The organism is Gemmatimonadota bacterium (assembly GCA_016712265.1).
GTDB lineage: Bacteria > Gemmatimonadota > Gemmatimonadetes > Gemmatimonadales > Gemmatimonadaceae > RBC101.
In genome coordinates this window covers 1,141,048-1,166,570 of the sequence record JADJRJ010000028.1, presented here as the reverse complement: position 1 = coordinate 1,166,570, position 25,523 = coordinate 1,141,048, and the positions used below count along the sequence as shown (strand labels likewise).

Annotated in this window: 19 protein-coding genes; 13 read left to right on the top strand and 6 right to left on the bottom strand. The window is 67.1% G+C overall.

Annotated elements, in window-relative coordinates:
- Positions 1-69 precede the first annotated feature (69 nt).
- From IPK85_11810 to IPK85_11790, 5 genes are read right to left on the bottom strand one after another with little or no spacing between them, the layout of a single operon-like run.
- Positions 70-321, bottom strand: a complete 252-nt coding sequence (locus IPK85_11810) for an acyl carrier protein (protein MBK8248071.1) — start codon at positions 319-321, stop codon at positions 70-72.
- 26 nt (positions 322-347) lie between these two features.
- The gene (locus tag IPK85_11805; protein ID MBK8248070.1) at positions 348-2,912 is read right to left on the bottom strand and encodes a hypothetical protein; all 2,565 of its coding nucleotides are present in this window, start codon (positions 2,910-2,912) and stop codon (positions 348-350) included.
- Complete coding sequence (locus IPK85_11800) at positions 2,897-4,045, bottom strand: acyl-CoA dehydrogenase family protein (protein MBK8248069.1); 1,149 nt, start codon at positions 4,043-4,045, stop codon at positions 2,897-2,899. Before IPK85_11800 ends, IPK85_11805 begins: the two co-directional genes overlap by 16 nt.
- A gap of 2 nt (positions 4,046-4,047) precedes the next feature.
- A complete protein-coding gene (locus IPK85_11795) occupies positions 4,048-5,628 on the bottom strand; it encodes an amino acid adenylation domain-containing protein (protein MBK8248068.1) in 1,581 nt (526 codons plus the stop codon).
- Positions 5,625-7,493 carry an alkaline phosphatase family protein gene (locus IPK85_11790; GenBank protein ID MBK8248067.1) on the bottom strand — a complete coding sequence of 623 codons (1,869 nt, stop codon included), beginning with the start codon at positions 7,491-7,493 and terminating at the stop codon, positions 5,625-5,627. Before IPK85_11790 ends, IPK85_11795 begins: the two co-directional genes overlap by 4 nt.
- A 227-nt stretch (positions 7,494-7,720) precedes the next feature.
- On the opposite strand from IPK85_11790, the gene IPK85_11785 reads away from it, so the two are divergent.
- The gene (locus tag IPK85_11785) at positions 7,721-8,596 is read left to right on the top strand and encodes a hypothetical protein (protein ID MBK8248066.1); all 876 of its coding nucleotides are present in this window, start codon (positions 7,721-7,723) and stop codon (positions 8,594-8,596) included.
- 125 nt (positions 8,597-8,721) lie between these two features.
- Here IPK85_11785 and IPK85_11780 read toward each other — a convergent pair whose 3' ends face one another.
- Complete coding sequence (locus tag IPK85_11780) at positions 8,722-8,865, bottom strand: hypothetical protein (GenBank protein MBK8248065.1); 144 nt, start codon at positions 8,863-8,865, stop codon at positions 8,722-8,724.
- A gap of 260 nt (positions 8,866-9,125) precedes the next feature.
- On the opposite strand from IPK85_11780, the gene IPK85_11775 reads away from it, so the two are divergent.
- The 12 genes from IPK85_11775 to IPK85_11720 all read left to right on the top strand — a co-directional run bounded on the left by IPK85_11775 (position 9,126) and on the right by IPK85_11720 (position 25,476).
- On the top strand, positions 9,126-10,694 hold the full coding sequence (locus tag IPK85_11775) for a DASS family sodium-coupled anion symporter (protein ID MBK8248064.1): 1,569 nt from the start codon (positions 9,126-9,128) through the stop codon (positions 10,692-10,694).
- 47 nt (positions 10,695-10,741) lie between these two features.
- Positions 10,742-11,344 (top strand): adenylyl-sulfate kinase, encoded by a 603-nt coding sequence (cysC, locus tag IPK85_11770; protein ID MBK8248063.1) that lies wholly within the window; start codon positions 10,742-10,744, stop codon positions 11,342-11,344.
- 148 nt (positions 11,345-11,492) lie between these two features.
- Entirely contained in the window at positions 11,493-12,869 is a 1,377-nt protein-coding gene (locus IPK85_11765) for an O-antigen ligase family protein (protein ID MBK8248062.1), read from the top strand.
- A 3-nt stretch (positions 12,870-12,872) separates the two neighbouring features.
- Complete coding sequence (locus IPK85_11760) at positions 12,873-13,991, top strand: glycosyltransferase (protein MBK8248061.1); 1,119 nt, start codon at positions 12,873-12,875, stop codon at positions 13,989-13,991.
- Positions 13,992-13,997: 6 nt separating this feature from the next.
- Complete coding sequence (locus IPK85_11755) at positions 13,998-15,386, top strand: MBOAT family protein (GenBank protein ID MBK8248060.1); 1,389 nt, start codon at positions 13,998-14,000, stop codon at positions 15,384-15,386.
- Between the two features lie 8 nt (positions 15,387-15,394).
- Entirely contained in the window at positions 15,395-16,516 is a 1,122-nt protein-coding gene (locus IPK85_11750; GenBank protein ID MBK8248059.1) for a glycosyltransferase family 4 protein, read from the top strand.
- Entirely contained in the window at positions 16,503-17,606 is a 1,104-nt protein-coding gene (locus IPK85_11745) for a hypothetical protein (protein MBK8248058.1), read from the top strand. Before IPK85_11750 ends, IPK85_11745 begins: the two co-directional genes overlap by 14 nt.
- 29 nt (positions 17,607-17,635) lie before the next feature.
- The gene (locus tag IPK85_11740) at positions 17,636-18,967 is read left to right on the top strand and encodes an oligosaccharide flippase family protein (protein ID MBK8248057.1); all 1,332 of its coding nucleotides are present in this window, start codon (positions 17,636-17,638) and stop codon (positions 18,965-18,967) included.
- A gap of 4 nt (positions 18,968-18,971) precedes the next feature.
- Complete coding sequence (locus IPK85_11735; protein ID MBK8248056.1) at positions 18,972-20,057, top strand: glycosyltransferase; 1,086 nt, start codon at positions 18,972-18,974, stop codon at positions 20,055-20,057.
- A gap of 6 nt (positions 20,058-20,063) precedes the next feature.
- Positions 20,064-22,328, top strand: coding sequence for an alginate lyase family protein (locus IPK85_11730; GenBank protein MBK8248055.1), 2,265 nt, complete (start codon positions 20,064-20,066; stop codon positions 22,326-22,328).
- Between the two features lies 1 nt (position 22,329).
- The gene (gene asnB, locus IPK85_11725; GenBank protein ID MBK8248054.1) at positions 22,330-24,252 is read left to right on the top strand and encodes an asparagine synthase (glutamine-hydrolyzing); all 1,923 of its coding nucleotides are present in this window, start codon (positions 22,330-22,332) and stop codon (positions 24,250-24,252) included.
- Complete coding sequence (locus IPK85_11720) at positions 24,253-25,476, top strand: glycosyltransferase (GenBank protein MBK8248053.1); 1,224 nt, start codon at positions 24,253-24,255, stop codon at positions 25,474-25,476.
- Positions 25,477-25,523: the final 47 nt, after the last annotated feature.

Here is a 25,523-nt window from a genome sequence, read left to right as displayed (position 1 = left end):
CTGGTTGATCAGTGTGACGTCGGACCGCGCGCGAGGCACCCCGCAACCGTCGCCCGACAGGTCGCTGGTCTACGTCCCCAGCTTGGATCGCACAAACGCGCCGATCAGGGCCAGGGAGTCCAGGTTCTCCGTCCCCGTCTCGTGCGCGGCGATCTCTACCTTGAAATGCTGCTCCAGAAACACGGCCAACTGGACGGTCGCGAGGGAATCCAGGATCCCGCCCGTGATCAGCGGCGTGTCGACCTCCAGCTGGTTGGGATCGGCCCCCGGCAGGAAGGAGTCCAGGATGAATGATTTGACGGTCTGTTCGATGGTGTCCATAAAGAGCAACGGGGGTGGCGCGTCGATCAGGGACGCGTGGGTGAGACTGCTGCATTTTGCGGGCCGCCGAGGTATTGCGCACGGGTCAGAAGTTCCTGGTACAGCCGCTCGGCGATGAGCCGGTGCCCTTCCGCGTTTGGGTGCCGATCCCAGTCGGCCACGACCAGCGAGAGCTCGTCCTTCCCCGCGAACAGGCCCCGAAGATCGATCACGTCCAGGCCTGCGTCCTTGGCCACCTCGATCACCATCGCCTCACGCGCTTCCGTGGGCTTCTGCATCGGGGTGGGGACGTAGACCCAGAAGACGCGGGCGCCAGCAGCCTCACCGACCGCCTTTAACCGCCGGAACGTCTCGGTCACGATCTGGCGCTCGAGGGGACGCAGCCGCTTGAGTTGCTCCGATCGGGGCAGGTCGCGAGTGATCCCCACCGAGTCCACGGCCCGACGCAGGTAGTCGTGGGTGATGGCGTCGTTGTTGATTCCCCACAACACATGATCAGTGGTCATGAGGTCCGCGCCGTGGCCCACGATCAGGATCGCGTTGGGCTTGAATCCGGTGACTCGACCGTTCTCGAGGATGATGAGGTTCGAGATCGGACTGTATTCCGACACGCCGAAGTTGAGGAACTCCCAGCGCGCGGGGCCGGCAATGGGTCGTTCCCGGTTGAGCCGTCCCTCGATCAAGGCCTCGAAGGTGTGACCGTCAGGCACGCCGTCGCCCATGACGTACGACGGGCCGAGGACGGCCACGCGCCACGTGTCCGTGGCAGGCACCTTGTCGTAGGACTGGTCCCGCATCCCCCACTCGTTCGTACGAAACGGGTGCCCGTGGAACATCAGGCCGAGGAACGGATTGAGCTCGACACGCAACATATCGTTGGTCTTCCGCAGGCCGCCCAGGTCCTGCAGGCGCGGCCAGTCGGCGCTCTTCTGCACGTACAGGTTCCACAACTCGCCATTGAACCGGTTTACGCCGACCAGTTCCTCGTAATAGCCGCGCTGCAGCTGGGCCGCATCTCGCGCGTTGAGTTCCGCTACGCGAAGGTCACGGGCGACTTCGCGCGCCAGCGTCGGCAGCTGCTCGCCCATGCGGGGGGAGCCAGCCCCCCAAAGCGCCAGCAGCGGTACGGCACTGACGACGGTCCGGAGCGCCGTGGGCGGCACCAGCCCCTCGTGCCCGGGGGGACGAATACGCTCGGTCCAGCCGGCCGACACGCCGATCACGACGCCCAGGACCAATACCATGAGGGTCGCGCGCATGTCCCACGAATCGACGGCGAACAGGTTCAGCCCTTCCGCCACCGAGGGCGCGGTCCAGAACCCCCACAGGCTCGCCATGAAGGCGAACCAGAAGATCGCGCTGAAGCCGATGCGTACCTGATGTTGCCAGGTGCGCGCCTCCGGGCTCCCTGGTCGGACGCGACCCTTCTTCCGTTCATGGAGGGCGGCCACGATGAGCATCACGCCGAGGATGGCCCAGAACAACACGTCCGTGGACGTGAAGAGCCACCGTCCCAGCAGCCAGAACCACTGCCAGGAATGCAGGAACCAGGTCGCCACGATCGTGAGGGAGGTGGCCACCACGATGGCAAACACCTCGCCGCGCTTCTTCATGAGCGGGAAGAACACCGGCATGTAGAAGACCTTCTGCATGAAGTCCTTCCAGTAGATGTTGATCCGGCGCCAAAGGTCGGGCAGCGACGCCGCTACATAGAAGAACCGGTGCGTTTCCGGCAGGCGGAAGCCAAACAGGTGCAGCATGCCGGTGATCACGTGATACTGGCCGGAGACCCGCAGGTAGAGGCCGAAGTTGGCCAGCAGGTACTGGACGAGTTCTGCCCCGCTATCCACCTCGGACGGGGCGAGGGTGAAGTACTGGTAGATCGCGCGGTACACCACGAGGTGGGTGACCCCGCGGACGATCCAGTGCAGGCCGGTCTGGTAGATCCCGAGCGCGGGCTTGTCGTAGTAGGTCCGCCGGAAGATCCCGTAGTCCACCATGGGGAAGAACGGGAAGGCCACACCCGGCACCATGAAGAAGTACGAGAAGGCCATGCGCCAGTTGGTGGGTCCCTTCTGGTGCCGGAGGTCGTACAGGTACAGGATGGCCCGCATGAAAAAGATCGACCCGAAGACCGGCCAGATCGCGCCGGTCCAGGGGACGTCCACCTTCCCCGCGCGGGCCCAGCCTAACACGGCCGCCAGGAGCAGCCAGCCGACCAGTCGTACGCGGAACGGCAGCGGGGCGTGCAGCCAGCCGATGACCACGCCGGACAGCCCGAGGAACCAGAGGGTCCCGGTCGCGCCGAAGACGAGCCCGTAGCCAACGATGGACAGCGTGATGAAGAACCAGGGACGCCAACCCGCCGGCAGCCAGTGGTGCACCAGGGCCCCACCAAAGGCGAGCGGGACAATGGTGTCGTGGAAGACCGGGTTCTCGATCCGGAGCCCCTTCATGACCAGGGCCACGAGCACGAGCTGCAGGGCGAGGACGCCCATCGCCCGTGCCTCCGCAAGACGATCCACCGACCCGAGAGCGGCGGCCGCGACCCCCAAAGGGCGCGGCGCGTGGGAGGTTACAGGCGCAGCCATGAGGCGATGATGTTGCGTTGAATGTCCGACGTGCCCGAGTAGATGCGGCTCCCGATGGCGTCACGCACCTCGCGCTCGATTTCGTACTCCACGGAATAGCCGTACCCCGCGAAGACCTGGAGCACGTCCATGGCCCCCTTCACCAGCGACTCGCTGACGAAGAGCTTGGTCATGGCGGCATCGAGCGACACCGCGCGCGTCCGGTCGAGCTTCGTGGCCGACCGGTACAGCAGCAGGCGCGAGGCTTCCAGGTTCACCTTGAGGTCTGCCAGCTTGTGTGACACCGCCTGGTACTTGCCGATCGCCTTGCCACCTTGCTGGCGCGTGCGTGCGTACTGCACGCCGAGGTCAAGCAATCGCTCCATCTGGCCCACGTGCGCCGCGAACAGGAGAATCCGTTCCCAGTCCATAGCGTGCGTGAAGATGGCGCTGCCCCCGCCTAACGTGCCCAGGATGGCGGTGTCGGGAACGAAAACGTCATCAAAGGCCAGCTCGCCAAACGGTGACGTGCGCATCCCCATCTTCTCGATCTTCTTCGAGGCCGTGAGGCCCGGAGTGTCGCGCTCCATCAGGAAGGCCGTCACGCCCCCGTGGAACCCCTTGGCGGGATCGGTGAGAGCGAAGACGATGATCACGTCCGCCACCGGGGCATTCGAGATGAAGGTCTTCGACCCGTTGATGCGCCAGCCGTCCCCATCGCGGACGGCCCGCGTCTTGAGGCCAAAGGAGTCGGACCCGCTCCCCGGCTCGGTCATCGCGTGGATGCCGATCAGGGTCCCGTTGCACAGCCGCGGGAGGTAGCGGGCCTGTTGCTCGGGGGTCCCGAAGCGCCACATGGGCACCACGCAGCTCAGGAGGTGGGCGCAGACGGAGAAGACCAGCCCGTTGTCCCGACAGCCGTACCCAAACGCCTCCAACGCGATCGTGCAGGAGAGGGGGTCCATCCCCGCCCCGCCGAGCGCCTCCGGCACGGGCAGGCCCTGGAGCCCCATCTCGCCGCACGCGAGCCAGAGATCCCGGGGGAACTCCTGGTGGTGGTCACGCGCGATCACGCCCGTGTTCAGGCGTTCCTTCGCGAACTTGATGATCTCGCGGCGCAGGGTCTCCTGCTCCGCGGAATAGGAAAAGTCCATGATCAGCCCATCGCGATGAGTCGCTGGTAGTCGACCTTGTCGGTCGACGTCTTCGGCAGAGCGTCCAGGAACCCGAACGCATCCGGACTCATGTACGACGGCAACACCTGCGCACAGAACTGCTTCATGCCAATCAGGTTCAGTGCGACGCCGCTGGACGCAACAAACGCCTTGATGCGCACGCCCCCATCGGCATCCTTGAGCGCCACGACCGCGGCCTCCTTGATGTCGGCGTGTTTGTACAGCCCGGACTCGACCTCCCCGAGTTCGATCCGGTATCCGCGCCGCTTCACCATCCGGTCGCGTCGCCCCACATAGGTAAAGACGCCGTGCGCATCCTCGGTCACGAGGTCGCCCGTACGATACCATCGCCCGCCGGCGCTATCGACAAAGAAGGCCTGCGCGGTGCGCTCGGCGAGGTTCCAGTACCCCTGCATCACCCCCGGGCCCGACATCACCAGCTCGCCCTCCGCACCACGTGCGACGTCCGCCCCGTCCTCGTCGACCACCCGCGCGCGAAACTGCTCGCACACCCGACCAATGGGATACGGCGCCGTGCGATCGGGCTCGATCGTCGCCGGGATCTCATGGTAGGTGCAGACGTTGGTCTCGGTGGGGCCGTAGAGGTTGAAGTACCGGGGACTGGGCAGGCGCTCCATCACCGCCCGCAGGTGCTTGACCGGAAAAACTTCGCCGGCAAAGAAGACGTAGCGCAACGCCCCGTAGTCATGCCGTTCCATCTTGCCGTACTGGGACAACATCGTGAGGATGGTCGGCGTCGAGTACCAGACCGTGAGCCGCCGGTCGGCGATCAGGGCCGCCAGGCCCGCGGGCTCCTTGCCCTGGTCGGCCGTGATCAGCACCACCGTCGCCGCGTGCTTCAGCGGGACGTAGAGGTCCAGGATGGACAGGTCGAAGTGGAACGGCGCGTGGGACGAGAAGCGGTCCTCCGCTGCCGGCGCAAACGCCGCGCTGCACCAATCGACATAGGACGTCGCATTCAGGTGGGATAGCATCACCCCTTTAGGCTTCCCCGTCGATCCCGAGGTGTACAGGATGTACGCCAGGTCGCCCGCGGAGACCGACACGTCCCCCACCGGCACCGGAGCCCCATCGACGGCATCGAGCGCGTCGAGCGCGGCATGCAGCCACGAGCCGTCGCCGGCCCCCTGCAGCTCAATCGTCGCTGGCGTCTCGCCCAGCTTCGCGATCTCCTCGCGCCAGGGCGCCGCCAACGTGGCCTCGAGAATCGCCACGCGGACCGCGCAGTCAGACAGGATGTAGGCCGTGCGCCAGGCCGGCGCGGAATAGTCGACCGGAACGTACGCCGCCCCCGCTTTCATGGCACCGAGCATGGCCGCGTATGCGTCGATCGACTTTCGCGCGTAGACCCCCACCCGGTCGCCCCGGACCACCCCCATGGCAACCAGGCGATCGCGCACGCGATCGCTGAGGAGGTCCAGCTCGGCGTAGGTCATCCCTCCCGCCGGCGGGGCCTCCACCGCGATGTGGTCCGGCCGCGTCGCCGCGGCGGCTTCCAACCACTCCACCAGACTCGTCACCGTTGCCCTCCCGGCATTCATCCATCCAAAAAAGACCGCCCTTCCATCTCGTCTTTCTCGCCTTCACGTCCACCACCGGCCCCCGTCAGGGCTTCCAGCACGGTCGGAGCGCAATCCGCGAGCCAAGGCGCACGCCCCACACCCACGGATCGGTTCATCAAGAGCACCCCCGGTACGAGCGCCGGATCGAAGATGTGGTCTCCGCCCCACCGGCTCGTGTTGTCCGCAAATACGTCCGTCCCAATCCCCCCAGTCGCTGATCGCCAACCCGCGCGGTACCCGCGATTGAACCGGACCACGAGGTCGGGGGCCTCCGACATCCGCTCGCCGGACCACACCTCCTCTGCTCGCGATACCCCGACCACCGCCGGCACCCGTTCTCTCTCGTCCACGAGACCGCTCAGCGCACCCGCCAGCCGAGACGCCAGCTCAGCTCGCTCCGCCTCATGGACGATTCCGTTGGCTTCGCGTCCCACGAGATTGAGGTAGACGCTTCCGAACCCGAGGGCGTAGGCCCGGGTGGTGTCCCAATCGATCGCCTGGAGCAGATCCGTGGCCGGGTCAGCCGGGTCGACCCCACGGCGCAGCGTAAGCCAGCCGTGTGCGAGCAGCCACCTATTGAGCTCCACGGACCGGCGGAACGACCCAAATCCGTGGTCGGACACCACCATCACGAGAGTCTCGTCGTCTGCGACCGCGAGGGTCCGACCCACGACGTCGTCGCACCGAGCGTACATCGCCCCTATGGTATCCGCGTGGCGCTCGCTCCTCTCGTAGTAGTTCCGTGAGGGATGGCTCGGCTCCCGGTAGCGCCAGAACATGTGCTGCACCCGATCCGGCGTGTCGAAGACACAGAACAGAAGCCCTTCGCGCAGCTGGTCGACCTCCCGAAAGAACATGCGTTCGCGTTCGGCCATCGACTCTCGCGCCTGCCACCAAAAGGCGTCCTCATCGAGGTAGCCATCGGTCAGCCCACCGTGGTCTTCCAGCATGCCCAGGGTGCCGAAGGTGCCAATGGCGCGTTCGAGCTCGCCAGCGTACCCCCACGGATGACTGATCGGGAGAACGGGAGATCGGGGGTCGAGATTGATCGGGCCAAGGTAGATCAGTGGGTCGTCGCCAAGTCGTGACGCGAAGACGCGGACGAGACCTGACACTGAGCCCCGCCATGGCAGCTTGAACGCCACCTGAAGCCATGGACTCCACTCCTGCTGTCGCATGTCCGCCACAACACTGCCGATCTCCAGTGACGCTGTGCCACTCAATCTGGACACCTGAAGGGTCAAATCGACCGCCCCCTCTCCTAGCGGAGTCCGTGTCGACAGCCGGCCATGGTAGCGATCGCCCTGCCGCGACAATGGCACTCGTGTGGCCTCTCCTGGGTCCGCCACCGACGACGAGAGAGCCAACCCTTTACCGATGTTCCCTCCGATGTCAGGGACGCCGACCCCAGCCAGCAGCCGACCACGGAATGGCCGTGGCGGAAACGTCGCCGGACAGCGCAGCACCGTCGCGGGAATCCCACGCTCGGCGAGACGTTCCCAGAACGTTCGGCCGCCGCGAAGGTTGACCGCTTCGACTGGGAGAAGCGGATTTCGCTGCACCAGCTTGAAGAGGGAGAGGTCTGGCCGGTAGTTGGCCGGATCGCGGCGGATGAAGTCGTAGATGCCATGGCCACCGGCGTTGAGCCCGGTCGCGAAGGTCGACCACGCCGTGGGGGTCTGCGCGGGGAGTGTCGTCCCGAGGTCGCAGAAGGTGCCGCGCGACGCCAGGGCGGACAGGTGGGGCAGGCCGCCGCGCACCATGAGCTCACGCAGCAGCGACGGATCGAGTCCATCGAGGCCGACGATGATCACCTTTCGGTACGGTCGGCTGCGTTTCGACATGTCGCCAACACTAACAAGGGTTGGTGCCCGGTGGTGACTCACGGCGTGAAAGATGAGGCGGCGACAATGGTATGCTGCTTGCCTTGCTCTTCATTGCTTTGGTTCTCCCCTCGAAAAGGCGCACGGGTCGTGAGGCCCGCTGTCGCAAGCTCTCGACCTCGCCGAGGTCCGCGGGCCACCGAAAGGGGTTGGCGTTCCCACTTCCTCTCTTGGAGAAACACCACCTCATGTCCGTTTCCACCCTTCTGCATCGCGCCGGCACGTTGGCCCTGGCCGCGGCCCTCGCCGCGTGCGCCGACGCGCCGACCACGGTGCTCGTGCTCGACATGGATGCGAACTTCGGTCGCGTTCCGGTCAACCCGTCACCGTCCCTCGGCCTGGCGGACATCGAGTTCTTCGAGGTGTGCAAGCAATACGTCGGAGCGGTCGGGCCGGCGGTGACGGTCGACGTGCAGGTGGATCGCCCCAGCCTGCCGACGGACACCACGTTCCAGGTCACGCTGGCCGACGGCCAATGCCGCGACATCTGGCTCCATGGCGGCGCCGCCGAAGTGGTGACGGTCACGGAGCAACCGGTCGCTGGATACACCACGTCGTTTGTCAAGGAAGTCAAGACCCGCACGACCTACACGGTCGATCCAGCCGCAAGCGGCAACACGTCCAGCGGCAATGTCAGCGGCAACCCGGGCGAGGGAACCCTCGTCCGCTTCATCAACACCGAACTCCCCCCGCCCCCGAGCGGTTGCACCTACACCCAGGGATACTGGAAGACGCACTCGCTCGCCGGACCTGCCCCGTATGACGCCGGCTGGCAGAACATCGGACCGCTCGAGCACAACACGCCGTTCTACGGCTCCGGCAAGACGTGGCTCGCGCTCTGGAACACCCCGCCCAAGAAGGGCAACGTCTACATTCAGCTCGCGCACCAGTACATGGCGGCCAAGCTCAACGTGCTGAATGGCGCTGGCGTCCCGGCGAACGTATCGGCCGCGCTCACCGCCGCCGAGGCATACTTCTCGACCGGAGCTGGTGACATCACCGGGTTGGCTTCGCTCCTCGACGACTACAACAATGGTCTGATTGGACCGGGGCACTGCTCCTGAGGATTCGGAAGGTTGGCGAAAGGGGCCCGCAACCGCGGGCCCCTTTTCGTTATTGCTCCCGTGTGGCCAGGAACGAAAAGGGCCCCACGCGTGGGGCCCCTCGAACCCGGCAAGACGCTCGCCGTCTACCGCTTGCCAAACATGCCGCTGATTCTGGAGAAGACGAACTGGACGGCGGCGACCACGCGACGCCAGAACATCAGGAGAAAGCCCACCACCGCGGCAAACGCGGACGCGAGGGGCATGAGGGCGTCGGGACCGATATACATGGCGGTTCGCTGGCTCCGTTCGGGGACCTGGGTTTCTGGTGACTAGCTTACGCTGGTCACCCCTTAAACGTCTATGTGGCGATTAGGCAACGCCTGCTCACCGCGGTCCTGTTCATGCAAGAACGGGACTCGCGGGTTTTTTCCCCGATGCTGCTTGCCCCCTTTCGCGAAAACGGCGTGATCCTTTCCTGGCAGACCGGAGGACCGAGCACCACCCGCCCCTTCGAGGGTCGGTGGGCCTCCCCTGCGTCCAGCGGGGCGTGCTTCGCGATTGCGGGTGGCCCGCGGCGGGCGGCGAACAAGTGACCCCCCCAAGGGAGTTGCCGCCGGGAACCCCCGAGCGACGGGGAGGGCGTCCGGCGTTCAAGTGGCCGGAAGAGCGCCGAAGGAGCACCCCAACGGCGTCTACGGGCGCCATCCAGGGCAGCCCCTGGGAAACGTGGGGCCAGCGCATCGGAGTCACGGTCGGCGTCGTCGCGGCGGGTGCCATTCTCCTCGCCCCGGGCGGCGAGGGGCTCGCCCCCGAGGCGCGGAAGGCGTTCGCCGTGTTCGTGTTGTGTACGGGCCTCTGGGTGACCAATGCCATGCCGTACGGCGTCACGGCACTCCTGGCGGTTGCCTCGTTAGGCCTGTCTGGCGCGCTCAAGCCGTCCGAGGCGTATGCCGCCTTCGGCAGTTCCGCGATCTTCTTCCTCATCGGGATCTTCCTGATCGGCGGCGCGCTCACGGAGACCGGGCTTTCGAAACGCCTGGCCCTGTTGCTTTTGCGGCGGTTCGAGGGGTCCCCGTTCCGGTTTGCCATGGGGCTGATGCTCACCGGCGCCTTCGCCACGATGTGGATGCCCAATCAGGCGACCACCGCCATGCTTTTCCCCATCGCGATGGAGGTCGCTACGGCACTGCGCCTTCGCCCGCGCGAGAGCCAATACGGCAAGCTCATCTTTTTCTCGATGGCGTGGGGCGCGATGGTCGGCGGAAACCTCACGTTCCTGGGAAGCTCCAGGGCTGCGCTCGCCCTCGGGATGCTGCAGCGTACCTCGGGTGAAGGGATTTCGTTCATGCAGTGGGTGCTGGCGGCGTTTCCCATCGTCGTGCTCGGGCTGCTGACGACGCCCATCATCCTGCGACTGATGCTCAAGCCGGAGGCCGTGGAGTTCGAGTCCGGGCGGCGAGTCCTGGAACGCGCCGTGGGAGAACTTGGCCCGATGCGCCGACCCCAGTACCTCTCGCTCGCGATCATCCTGCTGACGATCCTGGCTTGGGTGACCGTGGGTGGCCGCCGGGTTGACCTTGCCGTGATCGCATTGCTCGGCGCGGTGTCCCTCTTTGCCACGAAGGTGTTGACCTGGGAGCGGGCGGAGCGCCACGTCTACTGGAACATCGTGTTGATGTATGGCGGCGCGATCGCCCTGGGCGTGGCACTGGAGCGTACGGGAGCGACGCGGTGGCTGCTCGACGCGGCGTTCGGCTCCACGCTGCAGCACCTTTCCCCCTACGTCGCCATCCTTGGGGCTGGCATCCTGGCCCTCCTCCTCTCCGAAGTGATGTCCAACGCGGCGGCGCTCGCCGTCGTGCTGCCACTCGCGTTCACGGTGGGTGCGGATGCGGGGGCATCGCCGGTGGCGATGGTGCTGGCCACGAGTTTTGGTGCCGGCCTCGATTTCATCTTCCCGATGAGCACGGCGCCGAACACCATCATCTTCGCGTCCGGGTACCTGCGCACGTCGGATTTTCTGCGGCTGGGCTCGGCAATGACCGTAGCATCGGTGGCGATCCTCGCCCTGGTGATCCGCTTCTGGTGGCCGATGATCGGGCTGCTCGCGCCATAGGGCCGTGTGCTAACTTTGGCCGTCCCGAACTCCCCCGGCTACGCGTCGTGAACCTCAAGGGCGCCACTCTCTGGTTTACCGGCCTCCCCTCCTCTGGGAAGAGCACCCTCGCGCGTGAGGTCTATCAGCGACTGCACGACAGCGGGTGTGCCGTGGAGTTGCTCGATGGGTCCGGGGTGCGTGAGAGCCTGTCCCGGGATCTCGGATTCTCCCGAGAGGACCGCGAGGAGAACGTCCGGCGTATCGGGTTCGTCGCCAAGCTGTTGTCGCGCAATGGCGTCATCGCCATCTGTGCCGCGGTGTCGCCATATCGCGGCACCCGGGATGAAGTCCGCGGCAACACGACGAACTTCGTCGAGGTGTACGTGGAATGCCCGGTCGAGGTAGCCGAAGCCCGGGACGCCGATGGGATGTATGCCCGAGCGCGACGGGGTGAACTACCGGACTTTACGGGGGTGACGGGGCCCTACGAATCACCGCTGGCACCCGAGGTTCACGTCAACACGGCGACCGAAAGCCTGGATCAGGGGGCGTGGAAGGTGATTCGGACGCTCGAGATCCTGGGGATCATCAACCCCGAGGGACGTGTGGAGGCCGACACGGGCGAGGAGTCCCTCAGAAAGCGGCTCGCGGGCCTTGGGTACCTCTAGGTGGCCGGTCGGTGACGATCCGGGTGCTGGAGGCGTCCAAGCTTATGCGGGGTAAGCGTTTGCGCACTGCCCGGAATTTGCGGGCAGGGGTATCGTTCTTGCACTTGCAGGGGTTCCCCGAGCCATCCGTCTCCGCGAACATTTTCCAGTGACTGCCGCCGCCATTCCGACCCTCCGAACGCCGCCGCTGCGCTACCCGCAGGCGTTGGCGGTATGTGTTTCGGTGTACTTCCTGATCGCGCTCGGCCGAGCTCATGAAATCATCCCGCAGCTGCAGCCGCTGCGGCTCGGGATCCTCGGGGCGCTGGTGACGGCTGGGATGGCCTTCCGGTATTTCCGTCGCGCGGACTTCGCCGCCCTCCTCTCGACGACACCGGGTAAGGGCTTGGTGATTGCCACGGCGTTCGCCGCCTTGACGATTCCGACAGGGATCTGGCCAAGCGCGAGTTTCAACTACTTGAGCAAGATCCACTACAACGCGCTGTTGGTTTTCACCTGCGCCGCGCTGGCATTCATGGACCGCCGGACCATGCGCTGGATCGTGCTCGCGCTGGTGATTGACGTCATGTTGGCCGGGGCGGCGTCGATCCGAGCACCGGCGGGCCGCTTTGAGATTGGCGATACGTACGACGCCAACGAGACGGCGGCGTTTTTCGTCATGTGCATCCCGTGGGGGATCTACCTCTTCCTCACGGAAAAGGGCTGGCCGCGGTGGGTGGGCATCGCCTCGATCCCGCTGTGCGTGATTGGCGTTCTCAAGACCGGATCGCGCGGCGGGCTGCTCGGCGTGGGCGCGCTGCTCCCGTTCCTCATTTACCTGTCGCCACCCAAGCGTCGGGGGCCGTTCATCATGGCGGTGATCGGGGGTGGGCTGGCCACGACGCTGGCGATGGGCGAACAAACGACCTATCGCCTCATGAAGGCGTTTGACACCGAGGAATACAACTACACGACGGAAGACGGTCGCGTGGAGGTATGGAAGCGAGGCCTGGGGTACATCGCGGCCGCGCCGCTGCATGGCGTGGGCATGGACGGCTTCGGATACAAGGAACTGGCTTCCAAGAGCGACAAGGGCTTTGGCGTGCGGCAAACGGCGGCGCACAACATGTACATCCAGGTGGCGGCCGAGTTGGGATTGATCGGGTTCACGGGGTTCATGATGATGTTGCTCGGCGGGTTGCAGATCGCGGGGAAGGTGCGCGTCCGCATGGGGCGCCTCTTCGCCGAGCAACGCGATCCGGAGGCGTTTCGCGAGATGTTGCGGGCCGGGATGGCGCAGCTCTCGCTGTATTCGGTGATGTGCACCGGCTTCTTCCTGTCGCTCGGCTACTCGTCGATGCTCTATTTCACGGTGGGAGCGGCGTGTGGCCAGTGGCTGGGCAACCGGTCCTTTGGCAGCGGACCTGGCGGCCCCGCGCCGCAGGCAGCGCCCGCGCGTCGTCCGGTGCGCGGCATGCGCGGGTGGCGGACGGCCCGACCGGTCGCGGCCGCCGGAATGCCCGCGTCTCGCGCCGTGCAGTCCTGACACGTGGCGGCCACACCGGCGAGTGTTGTCCAGGTCGTCCTCGAGGTCGGCCGCGGCGGGCTTGAGACGATGTGCGCGGACCTGGCCATTGCCCTCGCCAGCCGGGGAATCCGGTCGTCCGTGGTCGGGCTCGACGCCGGTGGTGAACTCGAGGCGCGCCTGCGCGACCAGGGGGTGATGTTTACCTCGCTTGGGGGTCGGCGCATGCGTTCCCCCGGGTACTACCGTGCGGTCGCCGACGTGTTGCGGGGCGCTGACGCGTCCGCCGTGCACACCCACGGTTTCGCCCCCCTCCTGTACGGCGCCGTGTCGCGGACCATGGCCGGCTTTCCCCGCCTGGTGCACACGGAGCACTCGATCGAGTACCTCCTGGAGCGGCCCGGATTGCGCGCCGGATTACGTGGACTGGCGTGGTCGGTGCACACGTTCGCCGTCCTGGGTGAGCGCATGCGCGGGTACTACGCGTCGTTAGGCATCGCACGTCGCCGCCTGCAGGTCATCCCCAACGGCGTGGCCTTGCTCCCGGCCACCACGCCGACGCGTCGCGCCGACGCGCGGGACCGCCTGGGGGTGACCGAGCCCTTTGTCGTCGCGACCGTGGGGCGCCTTGCCCCCGAAAAAAACTTTCCGTTACTGGTCGACGCGTTTGCCAGCGCCTTTTCCGGCGATCCGGAGACGGCGCTCGTGTTCATCGGGGATGGGAGTGAACGCGACGCCCTCCATGCCCGTGCCGCGGACCGCGGGGTTGGCGACCGGGTGTATTTCCTGGGATGGCGTCGCGACGTCGCCGAGTTGTTGCCGGGACTTGACGTGTTCGCGCTCTCGTCCTTTTCGGAAGGGCTGCCGATGGCCATGCTCGAGGCGATGAGTGCCGGGGTCCCGGTGGTAAGCACCGCGGTGGGCGACATCCCCAACGTGGTGACGGACGGTGTTTCCGGCCGCTTGGTGCCCTCCGAGGACGGCGCCGCGATGGCCCGAGCGTTCAGCGCCCTGCGCGGCGCGCCGGACGCGGCGGCGCGCATGGGCACGGCGGGTCAGCGGACGGTGACCGCCACCTACAGCCGGGATGCCATGGTCGACGCGTATTGCCGCGCCTACGGCATCACCCCGGTGTCAGGGTAACGCGCGATGCTCTTCAACAGCGCGATTTTCCTGTTCGCGTTCCTGCCGGTCACGTACCTGGTGTTCTGGCGGCTGCGTGCGAAGTCCTCGCGATACGTCTGGCTGACGCTCACCGGCTACGTGTTCTACGGGTACTGGGACCCGCGGTTCTGCCTGCTGATGGCCTTCTCCACGCTGGTGAGCTACTTCGCCGGCCTCGGCTTCCTGCGCTATACCGAGCCCCGACAGCGGCGCTGGTGCCTGGTACTGCCGATCACCGTGGACCTGCTGCTGCTGGCGTTCTTCAAGTACTTCAACTTCGCGCTGGACTCGACGCGGGCGGTGGCGTCGTGGTTCGGAACCGAGGTGGCGCTGCCCCACCTCGACATCATCCTGCCCGTCGGGATCTCATTCTACACGTTCCACACGATCACCTACATCGTGGACGCGTATCGTGGGGTGATCACGCCCACGCGCAACTTCTTCGAGTTCTCGACCTACGTCTCGCTGTTCTCGCAGCTGGTGGCCGGTCCCATCGTGCGCTTTCGGCAGGTGGAGGAGGACCTGGACCACCTGGACAGCGCCTCGCGGACGCGCTGGATTGTCCCCGGGGTGCAGTTCTTTGTGATCGGCCTGGTGGAGAAGGTGGTGCTGGCCGATTCCATTGCGGCCTTCGTGGATCCGGCGTTGCACCAGTGGTCGTCGCTCTCCACGGCCGGCGCCTGGATGGCGATGCTCGGCTACACCTTCCAGCTGTACTTCGACTTCTGCGGCTACAGCTCAATGGCGGTGGGCCTGGGCTACCTGTTCGGTATTCGCATCCCGCAGAACTTCAACTCGCCCTACAAGGCACTGGACCCCTCCGAGTTCTGGCAACGCTGGCACATCTCGCTCTCGAGCGTCCTGCGTGACTACCTGTACATCCCGTTAGGCGGCAACCGCAACGGCACCGCGGCTACCTACCGGAACCTCATGATCACCATGCTGCTCGGCGGGCTCTGGCATGGGGCGTCGTGGGTCTTCGTGATCTGGGGCGCATATCACGGGGCGCTGCTCTGCGTGCACCGGGCATTTGGGCGGCCATGGGACGCCCTCCCGCGCGTCGTTCGCCAAGTCGGGATGTTCCTGGCCGCCGTGGTCGGCTGGGTCTGGTTCCGGGCCACGAGCTTCGAGATGGCGACCGGGCTCCTCGGCCGGATGTTCTCACCGGTGAGCGGGAGCCTCGTCCCGCACGCCGGGCTCGCGGCGGTGGCCCTGGGCGCCGCCGCCTGGTGGTCGATGGTCGGGCCCAATGCCTTCGACATTGAGGTGCGGGACACGGCGCGACGACGCGTGGCGATCACCCTCGCCTTCGCCGCGAGCCTCGCGATCATCCTGGGCACGCGGTCGTCGCCCTTCCTCTACTTCCAGTTCTGAGCGCGACGATGACCACCGACGCGCGCCCGATCCGGGTCCTGCTCGTGGGGCCGTCCCTCGCCATCGTCGGGGGCCAGAGCGTGCAGCTCAAGCGGCTGCTCGACAAGCTGGAGACGTTGCCGGGGATCGTGCCGGGATTCCTCGCCGTGAACCCGGCCTTGCCTGGCCCCCTGGGCGCCCTGCAGCGGATCAAGTTCGTCCGGACGATCGTCACCTCGGTGGCCTACCTGTTCTCGCTGCTGCGCACGGTGCCGAGATACGACGTCATCCACGCGTTCTCCGCTTCGTACTGGTCGTTCATCCTGGCCCCGCTGCCCGCTATGCTCATCGGTCGTTTGTTCGGCAAGCGCGTGGTCCTCAATTACCACAGCGGTGAGGCGGAGGACCACCTCGCGCGTTGGCGCCGGACCGCGCTACCGGCCATGCGGCTGGCACACCGGATCGTGGTGCCGTCGGGCTACCTGGTGGACGTCTTCGCCCGGTTCGGCCTGCCTGCGCTGGCGATCCACAACTTTGTCGACGTCGACCGATTTCCGTTCCGGGAGCGGCCGAGCCCTCGCCCGATCTTCCTGTCCAACCGGAACCTGCAGGGGTTGTACAACGTCGGGTGTATCATTCGGGCGTTCGCCGCGGTGCGCCAGGTGCTCGGTGAGGCGCGACTGATCGTGGCCGGGTTCGGCCCTGAGCGTGCGCGTCTGGAGGCACTCGCGGACGAGCTGGGTGTGGGTGGCGCGGTGGAGTTTCGCGGCAAAGTCACGCCGGACCAGATGGCGCAGCTGTACGATGAGGCCGACATCTACCTGAACAGCCCGGACATCGACAACATGCCCCTCTCCCTGATTGAGGCATCGGCCGCCGGGCTACCTGTGGTCACCACCGATGCCGGGGGCATTCCCTGGATGGTCACCCAGGACATCACCGGGATCCTCGTTCCGCGCGGCGACCACGAGGCACTGGCCGCGGCGGCCCTGCGGGTGATCCGCGAGCCAGGCGTCGGGGCCGGGCTGGCCGCCCGGGCGCGCGCCCACTGCCTGGCGACCTACACGTGGGAAGCTACCGGACGCGGATGGCGCGCCCTGTATGTCGCGCTCATGGACGCCCCACCGGTGGAGGCGCATGCAACCGCTTGAGGAGCGCCGGGGCCCCCGCTGGACGTGGCAGTGGCTGCTCCTCACTGGCGCAGCGGCGCTGGTCATGGAGGCCGTGACCCGCATCGAGGATCGGGTGGCGGCGGAGATTCCCATGCTTTCCCGCGTAGCGGGACCCGCCGACCTGATCTGGCTGGACTCGATCGGGGCCCGTGGTCGTCCCAACGCGCGGTACCGCCAATGGGCGCTGAACGAGCTCGGACTGCGGAGCCCGTCCGTCACGATCCCGCGACCGGCTGGCACGCCGAGGATTGTTGTCGTAGGGGCCTCGGAAACCTTTGGCCTGTACGAGTCCGCGGGACGCGAATATCCGCGACAATTGCAGGACTCGCTCGCCCTGGCAGGATGCCGCAACGTCGAGGTCGTGAATGCGGCGCTGCCCGGGATGGCGCTCCCGTCCATGAACCCGGTCATCGATCGGGTGGTGCGAGAGCTCCAGCCGACGCACTTCCTGCTCTACCCTTCTCCGGCGTTTTACCTCAATCGACAGTCACCGACCGCCTCACGTGGCCCAACGGATGGCGACTCCACGCTCCCGTGGCGGCGCGCGCTCGCCTGGCGGTCGAAGGAACGCCTCGTCTCGCAAGTGAAGGGACTGCTCCCCGACGCGGTGATGACCGGGGTCCGGCGCGCCCTGCTCATGCGCCGCCGGGAACGGTTCATCGTGCGTGCCCTCCCGAAGGAGCGCCTGCAGCTCCTGGAGGATGACCTGCGCACCACCATCGGTGTCGCGCGATCGCTGGGCGTACCAGTGACCCTGGCTGGCCACGTGAATGCGACGATGGCGCCTGGGTTCCGCGATGCAGCGTTGCTCACGGCCTGGGAATTCCAATTTCCGGGGGTCACGGGCGAAGTACTCGTGGAGTTCCATCGCGCCGCCCGCGTGGTCGCCGAACGCGTGGCGCGCGATTCCGCCGTGGCGTACGTCGATCTCGCGCCCGCGTTTAGCGGCGACTGGTCCGGGAACTTCGCGGACTTCGTCCACTTCACGGACGCCGGTGCCGCCCGGGTGGCGCGCCTGCTCGCGGGCGCCCTTTCGCCTGCCGTCTGTGGCCAGGGGCCGGGCGCATGACGACTCCACCGACGCCACCACGAGGCGCCATGGCCAGCCTGATCGAGCAAGTGCGCGATCGGATTGGCGGCGGAGGAGTCACGGGGAGTGCCTTTCGCTCCTTCATGGTGAATGTGGGCGGGGCCGGCATTTCGTTTCTAGGGCAGATCATCCTGGCCCGTGCCCTCGGGCAGGAGGGATTCGGGGTCTACCTCCTGGCCCTCGCCTGCATGAACGCGGCGTCTGTCCTGGCCAAGATGGAGTTGGACGGCACGTCAACGAGGTTCCTGGCCGGGTACATCGGCGCCGAGCAATGGGGCCACGCCCGCGGGTACTCCACCTGGAGTCGACGGGTGGTGCGCTGGACCTCGCTGGGGGTCGCTGCGCTCGGGGTGGCCATTGCCTGGGTCTGGCGTGCGGAGTTCGCCACCAAGCACGAGGCCTTGCCCGCGGCGCTCATGGTCGTCGCAGGCATGCTGGTCATGAACGCGCAGATGTTGTTGACGTCGAGTCACCTGCAGGCCCTCAAGCGGTACGTGCAGTCGCAGGTGCCGGGGCTCGTCCTTCGTCCCGCGCTGCTGGCGGCGACAGTCGGGGCGTGGCTCGTCCTGGGGGCGACGCCGAGCCCGGCGCAGGTCATTGCCATCAATCTTGGCGCGACGACGTTGGCGGTGCTGCTGTTGCAGTACTGGCTCCGGGGCGCCGTTCCGCCGGCGATGCGCCGCGCGCCGATGACCTTCGAGAAGCCGCGATGGATCTCCGCGGCAAAGGGATTGGTCACGATTGGCATCGCGCAGCTGGTCATCTCGCAACAGTCCGACCTGATCGTGGTGGGATGGCTCGTCGGCGCGAAGGAGACGGGCCTGTACGGCGCGGCCGCGCAATTCACGATGCTCCTGCAGTTTGGCCAGACGTCGATCAGTTTTGTGGCGGCGCCATTGATTGCCGAGCTGCACGAGCAGCGGAACTACGTGCGCCTGCAGCATCTGGTGCGCCAGGTGTTCGTCGCCAACGCGGCGATCGGGCTCCCCATCCTCGCGATCCTGGTGGCGTTCGGCCACCTGTTGCTGCGATGGACGTATGGCCCGGAGTTCGAGGCAGCGTACCCGGTGCTGGTCATCCTGAGCATTGCCATCACGACCGCGGCGCTCGTGGGTGCCACGGCGGGATTCCTGCTCACCATGACGGAATACCAGAGCGAAGCCGCGTGGATCATTGGGGGCAGTGCCCTGCTGAACCTGGTGCTCACCCTGATCCTGACGCCGATGTACGGGTTGATCGGAACGGCGATCGCGACGTTGTGCGCCACCGTGGCGCGCAGTGGCGTGTTGGTCTGGTTCATCCGGCGCCGCATGGGACTGTCGGTCTTTCCCTGGGCGTAGCGCCATGGTCGTGCTCGCGGTGCTGTCGCTTGGCGTGTTGCTGTACACCTGGGTCGGATACCCGATTGGCGTGTGGCTCCTGGCGCGCACGCGGCGGCAGCCCGCAGCGCGCGAGGCCGCGTCCCCACCCCTCAGTGTCATCCTGGCCACCCGGGAGAGTGACGCGGACATCGCCCGACGGGTGGCCAACCTCCGCGACACGGCGTACTCTGGCCCGCTGGAGGTGGTGGTCGCGTGTGACGCGTCACGCCCCGGGGCCCTTCCACAGGTGAATGGGGCCCGCGTGGTGGCCGGCGAGCCGCCGCGCGGCAAGGCCGGGGCCCTCAATGCGGGCGTGCGCGTCGCCACCGGGGACGTGCTGGTGTTCGCCGATACCGGCCAGCTGTTTGATCGCCAGACCATTCCGCGACTCGTGGACGCCCTGGGCGCCGACCCACGAATGGGCGCAGTGTCGGGCGCGCTGGAGATCGAGGGGGCCAGCCGGTGGAACGTCGCCTCGATGTACTGGCGGTATGAGCGATGGCTGCGCACCAACGAAGCTCGGCTGCATTCGGCGGTTGGTGTAACCGGGGCCATCTACGCCATGCCGCGCGCCCTCTGGCAGCCGCTGCCGGCCGGCCTGATACTCGACGACCTCTTCACGCCGATGCAGCTCGCCACCCGCGGGTATCGCATTGGCCTCGAGCCGTCGGCCGTGGCGCGTGACGATCGCGCGTTCGGCCAGGGGACGGAATACCGACGCAAGACCCGAACGCTCACCGGGGTGCTGCAGTTGTGCGCGTGGCTTCCGGCGGTGGTGCACCCGGGGCGCAATCCCATCTGGGTGCAGTTTGTCAGCCACAAGCTGCTGCGCCTCCTGACCCCGTACCTCGTGCTCGCCGTGGCGGTCGGGGGCATCAGCAGCGCGCACGGGCGCTGGCCCGACGACACGATGCGCGTGGTCACCGCCGGGGTGATCTACGCCTGTGTCGCGCTGCTGGTGAGCGGTCGACTGCGCGCGATCGCGTGGGGCCTGCTGTTGATGCAGGTGGCGGTGGTGCGCGCCACCTGGAATGCGGCGCGAGGGGATTGGGATGTCTGGCGTCACTAGGCCACGATGAACAGCGGACGCCGATTCTCGCTGGACCGACTCCGGGGCCGCTCGGGGGCGGAACTGCAATTCCGAGCCCGGCAATTTGTCGGGGTGGTCCTGGAGCGTGCGGGGTGGCTGGACCAGGAGGAGCTCACCCCCACGGCGCTACACGCGCACCTGCGCCCAGAGGCTCGCGCGACGTACCCCACGGCGGCGGCGTGGGTCAGCGCGCTGCGCGTGCGCGGTGGTCGCGGCTTTTTTGCCGGGCTGGACCACCCGGAGCGGACGGCCGCCCTCGCGAGGCAGAGCGATCCCGAGGGGGTGCGCCTCGTCATGGAACGGGCCAACGCTGTTTTGGCAGGCCGACTCCACCTGCTGGGATACGGGGCCATGGACGTCGGAACGCCCATCGACTGGCACCGCGACCCCGTGGCCGGCATTGCCGCTCCTCGCCTGCACTGGTCACGCGTTCCCTATCTCGACCCTGCCGTGGCCGGCGACCACAAGCGCGTGTGGGAGATCAATCGGCACCAATGGCTGGTCTCGTTAGGCCAGGCTTGGGGGATCACCCGTGACCCGACGTACGCTGCGGCGATCGACGCGGCCTTGGTCAGCTGGATGGACGCCAATCCACCAAAACGTGGGGTCAACTGGGCCAGCAGCCTGGAGGTCGGCTTTCGCGCGATCGCCTGGCTCTGGGCCCTGCGGCTCGCCGCGGACGCCCCCGCCCTCCGCAGCAGCACCGTGGAGCGCGCCCTCGGGCACCTGGTGCTTGCCGCCCGGCATCTCGAGCGGAACCTGTCGACGTACTTCAGTCCCAACACCCACCTCACCGGGGAAGCGCTGGCCCTGTATCACCTGGGTGTTGAGCTGGGCGACGTGAGTGCCGCCGCGAGCTGGCGCTCCGTGGGACGCGCGGTGCTGCTGCAGTGGCTGCCGCGCCACGTCCGTCCCGACGGCACGTACTTCGAGCAGTCGACCTGGTACCATCGCTACACGCTCGATTTCTACGCCCACTTTGCCGCGCTCGCGGAGCGCCAGGGGGAGCCCCTCCCCGCCGTGCGCGACGCGGTCCGGCGGATGGGACACGTGCTCGCGGCGACCACCCGTCCCGATGGAACCTTCCCGCTGATCGGGGACGACGACGGCGGCCGCCTCCTCTTTCTTGACGGTCGTCCGGGGACCGACGCCCGGCCGGCGCTCGCCCTGGCTGGTGCCCTCACACAGGACGAGACGTTGCTCGCCGCCGCGGGAGGGGCGATGGCTGATGTCGCGTGGATCCTCGGTGCGGTCCCGTCGACCGGTACCCGCGGGCACCCTCCGGATTCTTCGTTCGCTCCCGACGGGGGGCTCGCCGTCCTGCGGGACCCGTCCTCCCCTGCCGATTCGTTCATGGTGGTCGACGCCGGGCCCCACGGCGCGTTGAACTGCGGGCACGCCCACGCGGACGCCCTCTCGTTCGACCTGACGCTCGGCGGGCGCCCCCTGTTCGTGGACCCCGGGACTTGCAGCTACTCGACCGACCCGAGCATCCGGGACCGGTTTCGCGCAACGTCGAGCCACAATGCCGCGACTTTTGACGGGCGGTCATCGTCTGTGATGGCGGGGCCGTTTGCCTGGTCCACGAAGGCCACAACGCAGGTTGAGTGGTGGGCAACCGATCGGTGGGGGGCGTGGCTCCGGGGGCACCATGATGGGTTCGAGCCTGACGCCACGTATCGGCGCGACCTCATGGTGCTTGGGCGGGGCCGGAACCGGTACTTTGTGGTGGTGGACTCATGGCAGGCCGCGTCGGGCGGCAGCGCCGCAGTACACCTGCAGGGGGCAGCAGGCACTGACCTGGTCGCGACCGGACAGGTCGTGCAGGTAATGCGAGGCGACCAGGTCGATGCCGTCGTGTTCGTCCCCACAGGGGAGCTATCGGTGGAGGCCGGGGAGGTGTCACCGGCCTACGGTGCCCGCGTCGAGGCACCGCGGCTGCGGGCGGAGTTGTACGGTCGTGGCGAACTCACCATCGCCACCGTCATCGCCTGTCCGGGTTCGGTGCAGGGCGTGCGGTGGATCGACGGGGAGATCGGTCGATGCCTGGAAGTCACGTCACCCGGCGAGGTGCAGTTGATCGGTTGTGGGCCCTTTCACTCGTCACACATGTCCCTGGACGTCGACGCCACCGCGTGGTGGCTGCAGCGCGACCTGACCCACGATGTCGTGGCGTGCTGGATCGCGCCCGGGAGCCAGGGGATTCGGCAGGCCGGGGTTTCGCTCCCGTCGACCACGGGAGGACGCTGACATGTGCGGCATCAGCGGCCTGGTCCGGCCCCGGAGGAGCACGGCGCCAGTCACGCGGGACATCGCGGAGCGCATGCGGGACGTCATGGCGCACCGGGGACCGGACGGCGTCGGCCTGTACCTCGGCGCACGGGTCGCGTTAGGCCATCGCCGGCTGGCCATTGTCGACGTCGAGCACGGGGCCCAGCCGATGGCCTCGGACGACGGGCAGGTTCAGCTCGTGTTCAACGGCGAGATCTTCAACCACCCGATGCTGTTCGCGCAGCTGCAATCGGAGGGGGTGCACTACCACACGCGGTGTGACACCGAGACCATCCTGCGGTTGTACGAGCGGCATGGGGCGGCGATGCCGGAGCAGCTCCGCGGGATGTTCGCCATCGCCATCTGGGATGAGCGTTCGCAGGAGTTGTTTCTCGCCCGAGACCGCTTTGGCGTCAAGCCGATCTACTACGCGCACCTCGCCGACGGTTCGCTGCTCTTCGGCTCCGAGATCAAGGTGATCCTGGCCGCCGGCGACGTGCGCGCCGCGTTCAACGAACGTGCGCTCCCGGACATGCTCGCCAACCACGCCCCGAGCGGGGAGGAGACGCTGTTCGCGGGGATCCGGCGGCTGCCGCCCGGCCACACGTTGACCTGGCGGGACGGGCAGGTACGGATTGCGCGCTACTGGGACCTGCATTTCGGGGCCACCGACGAGCGCGACGACGCCACCCTGATCGCGGAATACAAGGAACGGTTCATCGAGGCTGTGCGCCTGCGGCTCATGGCCGATGTCCCGTTAGGCATGTTCCTCTCCGGGGGCATCGACTCGGCCAGCATCACCGCCGCGATGAGCACCTTGGTTCGGGACCCGATCAAGACCTTCTCCGTGGCGTTTGCCGAACGCGAGGCCAACGAGCTACAGTATGCTCGCCTGGTCGCCACGCGGTATGGCACCGACCACCACGAGGTCGTCGTCAGTCCCACGGACTTCTGGAACGCCGTACCGCGGCTCATCTGGCACGAGGACGAGCCGATGGCGCACCCATCGTCCGTCGCCCTGAACGCCGTGTCGCAGCTCGCGGCTCGGCAGGTCAAGGTGGTGCTGACCGGCGAGGGGAGCGACGAAACACTGGCCGGGTACAATCGCTATCGGGTGACCATCGCCAATGCGATGCTCGGGCGCCGCTACGAGCAGTGGACCCCGCGCGTTATGCGTGACGCCGTGCGCGGGTTGGTCGGGACCTTGCCCGCGTCCTCGCGGCTCCGGCAGAAGTTGTCTCGCACCGCCCTCGTCCTTCCCGCCGACTTGACCTCGCTCTACTTCGACAACTTCGCCGTCTTCGATCGCGCCACCCAGCAGCGGCTGTTGAGTGCGGACGCCCGTTCCCGACTCGGGGGAATCGATCCGTACGCCGCGGCCTCGACCGCGTTAGGCGCGTCGGACGGACGGACCCTGTTGGACCAGCTCCTCTACGCCGACACCAAGACGTACCTGCACGAGCTGCTCATGAAGCAAGACCAGATGAGCATGGCCGCGTCCATCGAAAGCCGCGTCCCCTTCCTCGACCACCCGCTGGTGGAATTCGCCGCGCGGTTGCCCGAACGCCTCAAGCTCCGCGGCTGGACGACCAAGTACATCCTCCGCGAATCGATGAAGGACATGCTCCCGCCGGAGATCCTGTCGCGGAAGAAGATGGGCTTCCCGGTGCCCATCGGCCCGTGGCTGCGCACCTCGCACCAGCGGCTGGTCGACGAGTACGTGACCTCGCCGCGCGCCCTGGCCCGCGGCTGGTTCGACCCCGCGGCCGTGCGCCAGATCGCCGCGTCGCACGCGAGTGGGGAGCGGAACCAGGGCCAGCGCCTGTGGGCCCTGCTCAACTTCGAGATCTGGCAGCGCATCTTCCTCGATGGCGAGCCCATCGACGCCATCCGCATGGCGTAGATGCGCATCCTCTGGCTCAAGACCGAGTTGCTCCATCCCGTCGACAAGGGCGGGAAGATCCGCACGTACGCCATGTTGCGAGAACTGCGGAAGCAGCACCACGTCACCTACCTCACGCTCGATGACGGAACCGCAGCTGCGGACGCGCGGGACAAGGCGATGGAGTACTGCCAGGAGGTCATCACGGTCCCGTTCACGCAACCGCGTCGCGGCACCTTGGCCTTCTACGCGGACCTCCTTCGCAACGTGTTCTCCCCGCTGCCGTACGCGGTATCCAAGTACCGGTCGCCCACCTTTCGTCACGCCATCGCCGGGACGGTCGCACGTGGGCGCTTTGATGTGGTCGTCTGCGATTTCCTCACGCCTAGCGTGAATGTGCCTGCGGGGCTCGGCGTAGCCACGGTCCTGTTCGAGCACAACGTGGAGGCCGCCATCTGGGAACGGCACGCCGCTGTCGCGACCCACCCCATCAAGAAGGCCTACATGCGGGAACAGTGGCGCCGGATGCTGCGCTGGGAGACCCGCGAGTGCCAGCGCTTTGACCACGTGGTCGCCGTCTCGGACGCGGACCGCGACACCTTTCGCGATCGCATGGGGGTCTCAGAGGTGTCCAGCGTCCCGACCGGGGTGGACATCGACTACTTCTCGCCGACGGGGGTGGCACGCAACCCACACGAAATCGTCTTCACGGGCTCCATGGATTGGCTGCCCAACGAGGATGGCCTTGAGTGGTTCTGCGACGAGATCCTTCCCCTGGTCAGGGCCAAGGTCCCCGTGGCGACCGTGTCGGTCGTTGGTCGCAACCCCTCGCCGCGCGTGAAATCGCTCGCCGCGCGTCACACCGGCGTCACGGTGACCGGGACGGTTCCCGACGTGCGACCGTACCTCGAACGCGCAGGGGCGCTCGTCGTCCCGCTCCGCATTGGCGGCGGCACGAGGCTCAAGATCTACGAGGGGATGTCGATGGGCCGACCGACGGTGTCCACCACCATTGGCGCCGAGGGGCTGCCGGTGCACCACGGCGCCGAGATCCTGATCGCTGACAGCGCCACCGACTTTGCCGCAGCGGTCGCTGGCGTATTGGCCGATCCTTCCAGTGCCGACGCCCTGGGGCAGCGGGCCGCGGCCCGGGTTCGCCGAGACTTCAGCTGGGATGGAGTCGCCCGACAGTTCGCCCAGACCTGTGCCTCGGTGGTGGAGCGTTTATCCTCCAGACGAAACTGAGACGTTTTGACCGGTTCGCGCGTCTGCAGTGCGGGTGGCTGGGTGCG

What these genes read in the sequence shown, in the direction of transcription:
- IPK85_11790 (MBK8248067.1), bottom strand. Translation starts at nt 7,493, where the DNA reads ATGTCGAAACGCAGCCGACCGTACCGAAAGGTGATCATCGTCGGCCTC.
- IPK85_11805 (MBK8248070.1), bottom strand. Translation starts at nt 2,912, where the DNA reads ATGGCTGCGCCTGTAACCTCCCACGCGCCGCGCCCTTTGGGGGTCGCG.
- IPK85_11720 (MBK8248053.1), top strand. Translation starts at nt 24,253, where the DNA reads ATGCGCATCCTCTGGCTCAAGACCGAGTTGCTCCATCCCGTCGACAAG.
- IPK85_11740 (MBK8248057.1), top strand. Translation starts at nt 17,636, where the DNA reads ATGGCCAGCCTGATCGAGCAAGTGCGCGATCGGATTGGCGGCGGAGGA.
- IPK85_11810 (MBK8248071.1), bottom strand. Translation starts at nt 321, where the DNA reads ATGGACACCATCGAACAGACCGTCAAATCATTCATCCTGGACTCCTTC.
- asnB (MBK8248054.1), top strand. Translation starts at nt 22,330, where the DNA reads ATGTGCGGCATCAGCGGCCTGGTCCGGCCCCGGAGGAGCACGGCGCCA.
- IPK85_11755 (MBK8248060.1), top strand. Translation starts at nt 13,998, where the DNA reads ATGCTCTTCAACAGCGCGATTTTCCTGTTCGCGTTCCTGCCGGTCACG.
- IPK85_11735 (MBK8248056.1), top strand. Translation starts at nt 18,972, where the DNA reads ATGGTCGTGCTCGCGGTGCTGTCGCTTGGCGTGTTGCTGTACACCTGG.
- IPK85_11780 (MBK8248065.1), bottom strand. Translation starts at nt 8,865, where the DNA reads ATGTATATCGGTCCCGACGCCCTCATGCCCCTCGCGTCCGCGTTTGCC.
- IPK85_11730 (MBK8248055.1), top strand. Translation starts at nt 20,064, where the DNA reads ATGAACAGCGGACGCCGATTCTCGCTGGACCGACTCCGGGGCCGCTCG.
- IPK85_11745 (MBK8248058.1), top strand. Translation starts at nt 16,503, where the DNA reads ATGCAACCGCTTGAGGAGCGCCGGGGCCCCCGCTGGACGTGGCAGTGG.
- IPK85_11795 (MBK8248068.1), bottom strand. Translation starts at nt 5,628, where the DNA reads ATGAATGCCGGGAGGGCAACGGTGACGAGTCTGGTGGAGTGGTTGGAA.
- IPK85_11785 (MBK8248066.1), top strand. Translation starts at nt 7,721, where the DNA reads ATGTCCGTTTCCACCCTTCTGCATCGCGCCGGCACGTTGGCCCTGGCC.
- IPK85_11800 (MBK8248069.1), bottom strand. Translation starts at nt 4,045, where the DNA reads ATGGACTTTTCCTATTCCGCGGAGCAGGAGACCCTGCGCCGCGAGATC.
- IPK85_11750 (MBK8248059.1), top strand. Translation starts at nt 15,395, where the DNA reads ATGACCACCGACGCGCGCCCGATCCGGGTCCTGCTCGTGGGGCCGTCC.